This is a genomic window from Halolamina litorea, assembly GCF_026616205.1.
Lineage (GTDB): Archaea > Halobacteriota > Halobacteria > Halobacteriales > Haloferacaceae > Halolamina > Halolamina litorea.
This window is the reverse complement of record NZ_JANHGR010000001.1, coordinates 1,234,666-1,246,840: the sequence shown is the minus strand read 5'-3', so window position 1 is coordinate 1,246,840 and position 12,175 is coordinate 1,234,666. Positions and strand designations below refer to the sequence as shown.

Annotated in this window: 13 protein-coding genes and 1 tRNA gene; 9 read left to right on the top strand and 5 right to left on the bottom strand. The window is 67.9% G+C overall.

Going from position 1 to position 12,175, the window contains the following annotated elements:
• The first annotated feature begins 232 nt into the window (after nucleotides 1–232).
• Nucleotides 233–304: transfer RNA gene (locus tag NO998_RS06490), tRNA-Ala, on the top strand.
• Between the two features lie 527 nt (nucleotides 305–831).
• Nucleotides 832–1,905 (top strand): bactofilin family protein, encoded by a 1,074-nt coding sequence (locus tag NO998_RS06485; RefSeq protein WP_267646291.1) that lies wholly within the window; start codon nucleotides 832–834, stop codon nucleotides 1,903–1,905.
• Between the two features lie 6 nt (nucleotides 1,906–1,911).
• On the opposite strand, the gene NO998_RS06480 is transcribed toward NO998_RS06485, so the two are convergent.
• Nucleotides 1,912–3,552, bottom strand: coding sequence for a SufS family cysteine desulfurase (locus NO998_RS06480; RefSeq protein WP_267646290.1), 1,641 nt, complete (start codon nucleotides 3,550–3,552; stop codon nucleotides 1,912–1,914).
• 92 nt (nucleotides 3,553–3,644) lie between these two features.
• On the opposite strand from NO998_RS06480, the gene NO998_RS06475 reads away from it, so the two are divergent.
• The gene (locus tag NO998_RS06475; RefSeq protein WP_267646289.1) at nucleotides 3,645–3,995 is read left to right on the top strand and encodes a DUF8159 domain-containing protein; all 351 of its coding nucleotides are present in this window, start codon (nucleotides 3,645–3,647) and stop codon (nucleotides 3,993–3,995) included.
• Between the two features lie 7 nt (nucleotides 3,996–4,002).
• On the opposite strand, the gene NO998_RS06470 is transcribed toward NO998_RS06475, so the two are convergent.
• The 3 genes from NO998_RS06470 to NO998_RS06460 are packed head-to-tail and all read right to left on the bottom strand — an operon-like array spanning nucleotide 4,003 to nucleotide 4,927.
• Entirely contained in the window at nucleotides 4,003–4,269 is a 267-nt protein-coding gene (locus NO998_RS06470) for a MoaD-like domain-containing protein (protein ID WP_267646288.1), read from the bottom strand.
• Entirely contained in the window at nucleotides 4,269–4,547 is a 279-nt protein-coding gene (locus NO998_RS06465) for a ubiquitin-like small modifier protein 1 (protein WP_267646287.1), read from the bottom strand. The genes NO998_RS06470 and NO998_RS06465 overlap by 1 nt, the downstream gene beginning before the upstream one ends.
• Entirely contained in the window at nucleotides 4,544–4,927 is a 384-nt protein-coding gene (locus NO998_RS06460) for a DUF7971 family protein (RefSeq protein ID WP_267646286.1), read from the bottom strand. The genes NO998_RS06465 and NO998_RS06460 overlap by 4 nt, the downstream gene beginning before the upstream one ends.
• Before the next feature lie 177 nt (nucleotides 4,928–5,104).
• On the opposite strand from NO998_RS06460, the gene NO998_RS06455 reads away from it, so the two are divergent.
• Nucleotides 5,105–7,042: an aldehyde ferredoxin oxidoreductase family protein gene (locus NO998_RS06455; protein WP_267646285.1), complete on the top strand. Its 1,938-nt coding sequence runs from the start codon at nucleotides 5,105–5,107 to the stop codon at nucleotides 7,040–7,042.
• 25 nt (nucleotides 7,043–7,067) lie between these two features.
• Here the strand turns inward: NO998_RS06455 and NO998_RS06450 are convergent, their stop codons facing one another.
• The gene (locus NO998_RS06450) at nucleotides 7,068–7,289 is read right to left on the bottom strand and encodes a hypothetical protein (protein ID WP_267646284.1); all 222 of its coding nucleotides are present in this window, start codon (nucleotides 7,287–7,289) and stop codon (nucleotides 7,068–7,070) included.
• Nucleotides 7,290–7,392: 103 nt separating this feature from the next.
• On the opposite strand from NO998_RS06450, the gene NO998_RS06445 reads away from it, so the two are divergent.
• From NO998_RS06445 to NO998_RS06425, 5 genes are all read left to right on the top strand, one after another.
• A complete protein-coding gene (locus NO998_RS06445) occupies nucleotides 7,393–8,421 on the top strand; it encodes a zinc-binding dehydrogenase (RefSeq protein ID WP_267646283.1) in 1,029 nt (342 codons plus the stop codon).
• 254 nt (nucleotides 8,422–8,675) lie between these two features.
• A complete protein-coding gene (locus NO998_RS06440) occupies nucleotides 8,676–9,398 on the top strand; it encodes a hypothetical protein (protein WP_267646282.1) in 723 nt (240 codons plus the stop codon).
• A gap of 9 nt (nucleotides 9,399–9,407) precedes the next feature.
• Nucleotides 9,408–9,557 carry a hypothetical protein gene (locus NO998_RS06435; RefSeq protein ID WP_267646281.1) on the top strand — a complete coding sequence of 50 codons (150 nt, stop codon included), beginning with the start codon at nucleotides 9,408–9,410 and terminating at the stop codon, nucleotides 9,555–9,557.
• Nucleotides 9,557–11,032, top strand: a complete 1,476-nt coding sequence (locus NO998_RS06430; protein ID WP_267646280.1) for a sodium:solute symporter family transporter — start codon at nucleotides 9,557–9,559, stop codon at nucleotides 11,030–11,032. Before NO998_RS06435 ends, NO998_RS06430 begins: the two co-directional genes overlap by 1 nt.
• Nucleotides 11,033–11,071: 39 nt before the next feature.
• Entirely contained in the window at nucleotides 11,072–12,172 is a 1,101-nt protein-coding gene (locus NO998_RS06425; RefSeq protein WP_267646279.1) for a mandelate racemase/muconate lactonizing enzyme family protein, read from the top strand.
• Nucleotides 12,173–12,175: the final 3 nt, after the last annotated feature.

Here is a 12,175-nt window from a genome sequence, read left to right as displayed (position 1 = left end):
GAACGGCACTGACCGCGAAAAGACCGACTGCTCGTCGGTACACTTCCGCAATCTCAGAGCTCGGGCGGCCCGAGCGAGTCAGATTTGCGGCCGTGCTGTTCCCACCGGAGCGTGGCCGGCGAGGGGCTTAATGGCTTTCCATCCGCGACAGCGACGGTGACAACGTTTCCCGGAGGCGCGGCCGCATCGAAGCCCTTAATAACCGGACGGCGGTACGGAAGGATGCGTTCGCGGGCTCGTAGATCAGTGGTAGATCATCCCCCTGGCACGGGGAAGGCCCGGGGTTCAAATCCCCGCGAGTCCATCCGTATTCTCGCGGTATGCGAAGGGTACTCCGAACTGGAGTGGCGACGCTTTAGTCCCGTTTTCCGTAGTTTCGGTTCTCAGAGTCCCCCTCCCGACAGAGATTCACTCTCCAATGGGGTGCCGCGCCGACGACGAGCGGGTGTTCGACAAAGACACCGACGAGTACGACCCCGAGGTGATCGTCGACACGGTCGGCTCGGACATCGGCGCGACCGCCCGAGGAAGGAGCCAGGCCCGGTCCCGATCGGGCAGTCGTCCGCGGCGTCGCCACCGTCGTCGGGGCCGATCCGGGCCGAGGGCGTCGTAGGTCGTCCCGTGCATTATCGGACAGACCTCGCGCAGTTCCTCGAACACGGCCTGGGGGTCGTCGAAGTCGAACCCCCACCGAACAACGGCGTCTGAAAACGCGGCCTACTACCGCAGGAGACCGTACCGACACGACCTACCGACCGCGGCGCCGCTGGGTCGCCGGTGGCGCGTAATCACAAAGTACCAATATGTCATGGTGCATATCCTCTCGGTAAGATGCTCCCCCGCGCAAGCCACCGAACGCGTCGTATCGCGTCCATCGCTGCGGTATTCGTCGTGCTGCTCTCGCTCGTGAGCGGCGTCGCCGCCGCCCAGACCGGGCAGTTCGGCGACACCATCGTCGTCGCGGAGGGTGAGACCGTCGACGGCCTCGAGGGCGTCGCCGGCACCATCGTCGTTCGCGGGACCGTCACCGGCGACGTATCCGGCGCCGCGGGGACGATCCGGATCACCGAGACCGGGACCGTCGAGGGGAACGTGCAGGCCGCCGCCGGCACGGTGATCGTCGCCGGCACCGTCGAGGGCGACGTGCAGGTCGGCGCCGGCTCGTTCGACCTGACGGACACCGGCACCGTGGTCGGGAACCTCGACGTCGGCGCCGGCGCCGTCACCGTCGACGGCGCGGTCGAGGGCGACGTGCAAGCGGCCGGGACCTCCGTACGGATCGGGCCGAACGCCGACGTGGGCGGCGAGTTCCGGTACGACGCCGAGACGTTCGAGCGGGGCCCCGGCGCGACGGTCGCCGGCGGCGTCGTGAGGGACCCCAGCCTCGGCGGGGCCACCGACGGGTTCGTCAGCATCTCGGTGCCGTCGTGGGTCGACGATGTGTACAGCTTCTTCGCCGATCTGGTGCTGGGGATCGTCCTCCTGTTGGCGTTCCCGCGGTTCTCGGAGACCGTCGCCGACCGCACTATCGACGGCGCGGCGAGTGCCGGAGTCATCGGCCTCGTGGCGCTCGTCGGGGTGCCGATCCTGCTCGTGATCGCGCTCATCACCATCGTCGGCATCCCGTTCGCGCTGGTCGGGATCGTCCTGTTCGCCCTCTCGCTCTGGGTCGGGAGCGTCTACGGACAGTACGCGGTCGGCCGCTGGGCGCTCTCGGTGACCGAGTCCGAGAGCCGCTGGGTCGCGCTGTTCGCCGGGGTGTTGGGCTTCCTGGTGATCGGGCTGATCCCGATCGTCGGCGGGCTGGCGGAGTTCATCGTCCTGCTGCTCGGGCTTGGGGCGCTCCTGTCGTCCCTCTACGGTCGCTACCGTCGGGAGCCCGAGCCGATCGAAGGTATCGAGTAGGCCGGGTCAGGCCGCCGATGTCGAGCCCTCGGCCTCGTCGTCGCCCGCTAAGTACTCCTGTGCCGCCTCCCTGATCACGTCCTCCGGCCCGACCACGCAGTCCCGGCGCAGGTCGGGAAACTGGCCGTCGAGCATCGACGCCACCTCGCCCTCCATCTCGGCGGCCTCGGCGACGGTCCGCCCCTCCAGGTACTCGGTGATGAGGCTCGCCACCGCCCGACTGACCGCACAGGACTGGCTCTCGAAGGCGAGGCGCTCGATGGTGCCGTCGGGGGCGATGTCGACGTGGAACTCCCCATCGTCGCCGCAGGCGGTCTCCTCGGAGGACTTCACCAGCGCGGGGTCCTCGAGGCCGCCGCCGTTCCGGGGGTGGAGGTGGTGGTCGTACAGCCGGTCGCTGTAGCGGTCGGAGGCGAGGTAGGCCTCGCGTTTGGCCCGGGCGTCCTCGATGGCGTCGAGGAGCCGATCGATCTCCGCCTCGGTGTTGTAGACGTAGAACGACGCCCGGACCGAGCCGGGGATCTCCAGCCGGTCGTGGAGTGGCTGCGTGCAGTGGTCGCCCGCGCGGACGGCGATCCCGCGGTCGTTCAGGATCGAGGAGAGGTCGTGGCCGTGGACGCCGTCGACGTTGAACGAGACGAGACCGGTGCGCTCCTCGCCCAGGCCGGGGCCGTAGGTCGTCACGTCCTCGCGGGCCGAGAGCCGTTCAAGTGCGTACTGGGCGAGGCGGTTCTCGTGGTCGCGAACCCAGTCCATCCCGAGGTCGTCGAGATAGTCGACGGCGGCGCCGAGGGCGATCCCCTCCGCGATCGGCGGCGTACCCGCCTCGAACTTCCAGGGCAGGCCGTTCCACGTCGATCGGTCGAAGGTGACGTGGCGGATCATCTCGCCGCCGTAGAGGAACGGCTCCATCTCCTCCAGCAGCCCCGTCCGACCGTAGAGCCCGCCGATACCCGTGGGCCCGGCCATCTTGTGGCCCGAGAACGCGAAGAAGTCCGCGCCCATCGCGTCCACGTCGACCGGCCGCGTCGGCGCCGACTGGGCGCCGTCGACGAGTAGCACCGCGCCGGCGTCGTCAGCGAGGTCCGCGAACGTCCGGACGGGGTTGACCGTCCCGAGCACGTTCGAGACGTGCGGAATCGACACCAGTTCCGTGTCGGCGTCGATGAGGGACTTCGCGTGCTCGACGTCGAGGTTCCCGTCCTCGGTCACCCGAACGAAGCGCAGGTCGGCGCCGGTTCGTTTCGCGACCTGCTGCCACGTGACCAGCGAGGCGTGGTGCTCCATCTCCGTGGTGACGATGGCGTCGCCGGGGCCGAACTCGGGGAGGGCAAGCCCGTGGGCGACGAGGTTGATGCTCTCGGTGGTGTTCCGGGTGAACACCATCTCCTCGCGGCCGTCGGCGCCGACGAACTCGGCGACGCGGTCGTGGGCGGCCTCGTAGGCCACCGACGCCTCGTGGCTGAGTTCGTGGATACCGCGGTGGACGTTCGCGTTGTAGCCGGCGTAGAAGGACTCGAAGGTCTCGTACACCTGCCGTGGGGTGTGGGTGGTCGCGGCGTTGTCGAGGTACGTCAGCGGCTGTCCGTTGACCGATCTGTCGAGGACGGGGTAGTCGTCGCGGACGGCGGCAACGTCGGGGGACATGCGCGCAGAGTTCGTGCGGGCCGTGTTAAATCTTGGCAGGAATCCGTGACGACGGGACAACGCCTATGCCCCGCGGCGTCCACTACCCTCCGATGGACGACGACCGCGCGTTCGCACTCGAATCACGGCTCACGAACCACGGCTGCTACCTCCGCTCGGTCGCCGTCGTGGACGGGGCCTACCGACTCGCCTACGAGTCCGCCGCCGCCGAGCAACACGGTGAGATCCCCCACCAACAGGTCGGCGACGTGGTGAACGTCTTCCGCGCGCTGCACGACGAGCGCGACTGGCCCGTCCGGGACATCGAGGCGACGGTCACCGACCTCGACGGCCGGGAGTTGGGCACGTGGCGTGCCGAGGCCGACTGGCTCGAAGCACTGGAAGCGGGGGAGTTGAGCGAGACGGCCTTCTCCGGGCGGGTGCTCGACAGCCTCCCGGGGTGAGCCGACCTCAGCCCCCGGCCCGCATCGCTTTCCGCGAGAAGTCCGCGATCAGCGTCTCGAAGCGCTCCTTGCCGAAGGCGTCGTCGGCCTCGAACACCACCGTGACCTCCGTGAGTTCGAGCGTGGGACCGATCCCGACTTTCTCCGCCGAGAGGCTTGCCCGCCAGCCGTCGCCCTCGACGGCGTCGTCGCCGACGGCCTCGCCGCCGAGGCTCTCGAGGTAGTTACGCGCGAGGCGGACCGAGATCCCGCGGAACTCCTTCTGCCGGCGCATCAGCCGCCGGCCACCGGCGGGAAGACGCTGAGGCGGTCGCCGTCCTCCAGTTCGGTGGCCATCCCGTCGAGGTGCAGCGCCTCGCGACCGCTCTTGAGGACGTTGATGTGGGGGCGCAGGTCGCCGCCCTCGATGAGTTGGCCGGCGAGCCCCTCGTACTCGGCCTCCAGGTCCCGAAGCACGTCGCCGATGGTCGTCCCCTCGGGGTACTCCCGCTCGACGACTTTCTGCCCGACCGCGCTCCGGAACGTCGCGAAAAAGCGCAGTTCGACGTTCATCGGCCCCCGAACCGGATGCCGTCCTCGACGAGCCGTTGGTTGCGCTCGCGGTCCAGCGCCTCGGCGAGGCCGTCGTGGTCGTACAGTTGGGCGATCAGTTCGGCGTAGAGGTTCCGCCACGCGATCGCGTAGATCGGCGACTGGCCCCACGCCCGGAGTTCGGGGACGAACTCGTCGAACCGCTCCATCCGCGACTCGAAGCGCTCGACGGCGTCGGCGGCCGCACCCGCCGCCTCGGCGTCGTCGTCGGCGGTCTCGATGGCGGCGTTGAGCCGACGCTCCCAGCCGGCGACGGCCTCACGCATGTCGGCACGGCCGTCGTCGTCGCCGGGCAGCGAGTCGAGGATCGGTTCGGGTACGCCGAGTGAGACCGGCTCCATGGTCGGATATGGCACACCGACTCGCATAAAGCTCCCGGCGACGGAAACCGCCCGACATCGACGGGGTTCTCGCCGACTCTACGGGGAGTCGTCGGCACGGGGGTAATCGTTAGTGGTTACCCCTCCATGTGAACAACTAACAGCAAACGAGCCCTATGTAACGGACGAGCATTACCTATGACTGACCTCGGAGGATTCAACGACCGCGTCGCGCGGGTGGACCTGACCGCCGGCGAGACCGCTTACGAGAGCATCGACGACGACGACGCGCACAAGTACATCGGCGCGCGCGGCCTCGGCGTGAAGTACGTGTTCGACAACGGGCCGGACGTGGAGCCGCTGAGCGAGGAGAACCTCCTCGCGTTCATGAACGGGCCGCTGACCGGGACCCAGACACCAATGAGCGGCCGCATCGCCGTCGTCACGAAGTCACCGCTGACCGACACGGTGACCGACTCTCACCACGGCGGCTGGAGCGGCGCCCGGCTGAAGTGGGCAGGCTTCGACGGCCTGCTGTTCGAGGGGAAGGCCGAACACCCCGTCTACGCCGTCGTCGAGGACGGCGAGGTCGAACTCCGGGACGCGAGCCACATCTGGGGCTACGGCGTCCACGACACGATGGACGAACTGGACAGCGAGGTGGAGGGCGAGTACGGGAAGAACCTCTCGACGATGGCCATCGGCCCCGGCGGCGAGAACCAGGTCCGCTACGCCTGCATCCTCAACGAGGACGACCGGGCCTCGGGCCGCGGCGGCACGGGCGCAGTGATGGGGTCGAAGAACCTCAAGGCAATCGTGATCAAGGCGAGCACGGACATGCCCAAGCCCGCCGACCGCGAGACGTTCATGACGGGCCACAAGGCCGCGATGCGGGCGATCCAGGAGTCCGACGTGACCGCTCCCAACGAGGGCGGCCTCTCGGTGTACGGGACGAACGTCCTGATGAACCTCGCCGAGGAGATGGACGGCCTGCCCACACGGAACGGCCGCTTCACGTCGACGAGCACCGAGGCCGAGAACGACCCGAGCGAGCCGAACATCGACTCCGAGAAGGTCTCGGGCGAGAGCGTCGAGCAGAACATCCTGATCAACGACCCGACCTGTCACTCCTGCCCGGTCGCCTGTAAGAAGGAAGTCGAGGTCGACGTCCAGCACAAGGGCCAGGACCTGAACGTCCGGATGGAGTCCTACGAGTACGAGTCGGCGTGGGCGCTCGGCCCGAACTCGATGAACGACGACCGGGACAAGATCGCGATGATGATGGATCGCTGTAACGACTACGGCATCGACACCATCGACGGCGGGAACATGCTCGCGTTCGCGATGGAGGCCGCCGAGAAGGGCTACCTCGAGGAGTTCGACGAGACCCTCGAGTGGGGCGACGTCGAGGAGATGGTCGAGATGCTCGGGAAGGTCGCCCACCGCGAGACCGACCTCGCGGACGTGCTCGCGGAGGGCCAGAAACGGGCCGCCGAGACCCTCGACGCCCACGACTGCCGCCTCGACGTGAAGGGCCAGTCCATCGCCGCCTACGACCCACGCGGACTGAAGGGGATGGGCATCGCCTACGCCACCTCCAACCGCGGCGGCTGCCACCTCCGCGGGTACACCCCGGCCGCGGAGATTCTCGGGATCCCCGAGAAGGTCGACCCCACCGAGTGGCGAGGGAAGGGCGAACTCACGGCGACGTTCCAGGACCTCCACGCCATCTCTGACTCCTTCGACATCTGCAAGTTCAACGCGTTCGCGGAAGGCGTCGAGGAGTACATCGACCAGTACAACGGCATGACCGGCCGCTCGGTCGGCGAGGAGGAGTTGATGCAGGCCGGCGAGCGCGTCTACAACCTCGAACGCTACTACAACAACCTCGCCGGCTTCGACGGCGACGACGACTCGCTGCCGGGGCGGTTCGTGAAGGGCGACGAGGACGCGGTCCCGGCCGGCGGCGGGATCGAGGGCGAACTCTGTGAACTCGACGCCATGAAGGAGGAGTACTACGAGCACCGCGGCTGGGTCGACGGCGTCGTCCCCGACGAGAAACTCGCCGAACTCGATATCGAGATCGGACCGGGGACGGGCGTCTCCTCGGGCGGCGCGGCACCGGCCGACGACTGAGAGCTCCGGAAAAGCGACGACCGCGTTACTCGGCGGCGATCTCGGCGTCGTCGCCGCGGTCGAGTCGTTTCTTCATCGCGTCGACCGGTCCCATCTTCTCGGCGACCGTCGCGCCGATCAGCGCGCCGAAGCCGGCGCCCGTACTCGCGGCGTTCCGACCGACCAACCCACCGAGACCGCCACCGATGGCGGCGCCGGCGGCGGCGAACTGTGCACGTCGAAGCGTCTTCTGAATCCGTTCTCGCATACCCAACAGTATTCCCCGACGGGACAAAAAGCCGTCGGCGGTCCGTCACTCCCTCCTTCGCCCCGACCCACGGGTTTTTGAGGCCGCTCACCTACGGCGAGGTATGCGAACTGCCCACATCACACAGTACGGTGCGCCCGAAGACGCCCTCGACGTGGTCGAGGTCGAGGACCCCGAACCCGGGCCGGACGAGGTCCGCGTCGCCGTCGAGGCGGTGTCGCTCAACCACCTGGACGTGTTCGCGCGCACTGGCCACCCCGGCGACGAAGGTGACTTCCCCAAACGCTCGGGCTGTGACATCGCCGGCGTCGTCGACACCGTCGGCGAGGCGGCCGACGACTCGTGGGTCGGCGAGGAGGTCGTCGTCTACCCCGGCGTCTCCTGTGGGGAGTGTGAGTTCTGTATGGCCGGTGAGCACACGATGTGCCACGACTACGAGATCATCGGCGAGGACCGCCCCGGCGGCCTCGCGGAGTACGTGGTCGTCCCCGAGTGGTGTCTCGAACCCAAGCCCGAGTCGCTCGATTTCGTCACGGCCGCGGCGGTCCCGGTGACGTTCACGACGGCGTGGCGGATGATCGTCACCGCCGGCGAACTCCGACCCGCGGAGTCGGCGCTGATCCTCGGCGCCAGCGGCGGCGTCGGCAACGCCGCGATGAAGATATCCGAGCGACTCGGCGCGACCGTCTACGCGACGACCTCCAGCGACGAGAAGGCGGCGGTCGTCGCCGAGCACGCCGACGAGGTGATCGACTACACCGAAGTCGCCTTCGACGAGGCGGTGATGGACCTCACCAACGGCCGCGGCGTCGACCTCGTCGCCGAGCACGTCGGCCAGCAGACGTGGCAGCAGTCGATCGACTCGCTGGCGATGGGCGGTCGGATGGTCGTCTGTGGCGCCACCTCCGGCCCCGACCCGGACATCGACATCCGCTCGCTCTACCAGCACCACCGCCAGATCCGGGGGGCGCCGATGGGGAACCGACAGGACTTCCGCGACGTGCTCTCGCTGGTCGCCGCGGGCGAACTCGAACCGCGCATCGACCGGGTGCTCCCCCTCGAGGAGATCGCCGAGGGTCACGCCGCCATCGAGGACCGGGACGTGATCGGGAAAGTAGTCATTCAGCCCTGAATCGGGCGGTTCCCGCGAGGACGAGTACCATACACACTCGCCGGCTGCGGAAACGTATCGTTTCCGGAGAACTAGTTGTACCTCACAATCGCTCGGTTGGTTTTGTGGGTAGGGACCCCGAGTAACCTGTTCTCGGCGGTTGTGGGTAAGTTAGTTTAGATGACACATATGGGGAGTGACCAAAACCTATTTACCAAGTCAGTAGTATGCGACAGTGTACCGAATACCATAATGACGACTTACTCACGCTACACATGATTCCATACGCCAGTAGACCATCACGAACGGCGAAACTCGCGGCGGTGCTGCTCGTAGCGGGCCTCCTGCTCGCCCCGAGCACCGTCGCCGCGCAGGCCGCCGCCCCATCGGTGACGTTGGCCGACACGTCGATCACCGTCGACGGCGGGGAGACGAGCACAGTAACTGCCGAGTACGAGTTCGACGTGGCATCGACCGGCAGCGGTGACCAGGCACTGTCGGCGATCAGCGGCACGATCTGGCAGCTTCCCAACCGCGATATCGGCGACATCACCGCGACGGTCAACGGTGAGAGCGTCGAGGCCTCCATCACCGAACAGGACCGCCACTGGGAGGTCTCGGTCCCCGTCGAGGACGTCTCCGACGGCGACACCGTGACGGTCACGATGGAGTACGACGTGGCCGGGCCCGCCGGTGACGTGCGTGCGGCCCTCTGGGTGCCGGAGTACCCGACGGCTGGCGAGGGCGACGCCGTGGGCATCACGCTGACGCTCCCTGACGGCCAGACGGTTGCGGGCGGGGCGTTCCCGAGTCCGACCACGGTCGACGGGAACACGGCGACCTACGAACTCCTGCACGTTCCGGGGTTCGTCGCGGCTGAGTACGGGTCCTCCGGACCGGGTCTCCTGAGTGAGGACTTCCTCTACTCGATACTCGGAGTCGTGTTGATCACCGGCGTCGTCGTCGGTGGACTGGCGATCGACCGAAGGACTGCGTGAAACAAGACAATGGCATCACTCATCACAATGCTCGCACCGTTCGTCATCATCGGGATCATCTTCGTGACGGCGGCGTTGCTGTGGGCGCGACACAAGGGCGGCGAGGTATCGGAGCAGGAAATCGGCAGTGAGGACCTCGAACGCGGAGGTGGTGCCTGATGGCGGTTATCGGCACCGTCGGGTGGGCGTTCATCCTCACCCTCGTAGTCTACTTCCTGATCATCTTCGGGATCGGGGTGTACGGCTACCTCACGACCAAAGACGAGGACGACTTCCTCGTCGCCAACCGTGAGATCGGTCCCGCCGTCGGGGCGGCGACGCTGTCAGCGACACAGATGAGTGCCGGGACGTTCGTCGGCACCATCGGGATCCACTACCTCACGGGCGTGAGCTTCATCTACATCTGGATCGGGCTCTGGCTCGGCTGGCTGACCTCGCTGGTGTTCGTCGCGCCGCAGATGCGACGCTTCGGCGAGATTACCGTCCCCGACTTCATCGCGGTTCGATACGGCGACGACGGCGCGGGCGGGGACCGCATGCGGGCGTTCTCGGCGCTGTTGATCGTCGTCGCCTACACGGTGTACATCAGCGCCCAGTACACCGGTGCCGGGCTGATCTTCCAGTCCATCTTCGGCGTCTCGAACACGGTGGGGATGGCGATCATGGTCGCCATCATCATCGCCTACACGGCCTTCGGCGGGATGCGCGCGAGCGCACTCTCGGACTTCGTGCAGATCATCATCATGACCGTCGGCGCGATCATCGCGATCCCGGTCCTGCTCGGCAACGTCGGCGGAATCAGCGAACTCGAACTCCTGCTGACCTCGACCAACCCCGCGCTGATCGGCTGGGCGTTCACGCCCCTCGAAGTCGGTACCATCGCGCTGGCGTTCGGCTTCGGGATGCTGGGCGCTCCCTACGAGATCGTCCGCATCTACTCGATGCGCGACGAGCAGACGGTCCGCTACGCGATCAGCACCACGCTGATCTTCCAGATCCTGATCGCCACGGGCGTCGCGCTGATCGGGATGAGCATGGCCGTCCTTTACCCGCAGCTCACCACGCCCGACCTGGCGAGCGTGATCATGAGCATCGACGTGCTGGGGCCGATCCTCGGCGCGCTCGTCATCGGCGCCATCCTGTCGGCGATGCTCTCGACGGTCGACTCGATCATGATCGTCTCGGCGGGCGCCATCGCCCACGACATCTACGCCGAACTGATCAACCCCGAAGCGAGCGAGAACCGCAAGCTCTGGGCCAACCGGCTCGCGGTGATCTTCGTCGGCATCGTGCCGTTCTTCCTCGCGCTCTACGGCGAGGCGCTCGGCGGGCTGGTGCAGTTCATCGTCCTGTTGCAGTCGGCGATCATCGGGGCGACGTTCTCGATGCCGCTGCTGCTGGGCTTGCACTGGGACCGCATCAACACCCCCGGGACGTTCATCGGGATGTTGCTGGGCTTCGTGACGGTCCTGATCTGGCACTTCTCGGTCGACGGCGGCGTCATCACCGGGACACTCGCCCAGATCGACCCGGTCGTGCCGGGCGTGCTGATGTGCCTAGTCGGGATGGTCGGCGGCTCCTACGCCACGTCCAAACCGACGAAGGAAGCGCTCGCACCGTTCTTCGACGTCTAACCACCTCCACCCGGGAGGCCCCGATTTTTCCACAGACCCATGCAGCCACTCACCACCGTCGACGTGACGACCCGCGAGGTTCCGCTCGCCGAGTCGTTCCCGACCAGCTACGGCGACCTGCCGACCGACCACTGCTACGTCCGCGTGAGCGACGGCGAGACCGTCGGCTACGGCGAGGGAGCGGCCCTCCGCACGTTCACCGGCGAGACCGCAGCCACGATGGCCGTCGCCGCCCGCGAGCACTACGCTCCCGCGGTCGTCGACGAACCACCCGACGCCGCGCTGGCCGCGCTCGCCGCGGCCCGTGACCACCTGCCGGGGCATCCCGGCGCCGCCGTCGCCGTCGAGTCCGCCGTCCTCGACCTCAAAGCCCGGAAACGGGGCGTCCCGCTCCGGGACCTGCTGGGGCCGACGCGCCGACGAACCGTGCCGACCGTCAGCGTGGTCGGCGGCGTCCCGCCCGACGACGCCGTCGACCGCGTCGAAGCGGGGCTCGACGGCGGCTACACGCGGTTCAAGCTGAAGGCCAACGGCGACCCGACCACCGACGCCCGCCGGATCAACGCCGTGACCGAACGGCTGGCCGCCGAGGGTCGGCCCGAGGACTTCTCGGTCCGCATCGACGCCAACACGGGGTGGGAGACCGCCGAGCGCGCCATGCGCGCCCTCGGCGCCGTCGAGCACGCCGAGTACGTCGAGTACGTCGAACAGCCCGTCGCGCCCGACGCGACGGCGGACCTGCGCCACCTCCGCCGGGAGAGCGGCCTCCCGGTGTTCGCCGACGAGTCGATCCACGACCTCGGGGACGTGCGCGAACTCACCGCCGAACCGGCCGCGGTGTCCGGCGCCTGCCTGAAGCTGGCCAAGACCGGCTCGATCCGGGAGTGGCTCACGATGGCCGAACTGGCCGCCGACGCCGGCCGGCCGGTGACGCCGATCAGCGCGTTCGACACCTCGCTTGGTGCCGCGCTCACGCTGCACCTCTGTGCGACGGTCCCGCGGCTCTCGGTCGGTGCGGAGCTGATCCCGGACATGGTCACCGAGGACCCGGCGACCGAACCGCTCGACACCGGCCCCGAGATGGCCGTACCCGACGGCCCCGGGATCGGCGTCGAACTCCCCGACGAACTGTTCGACTGAGGG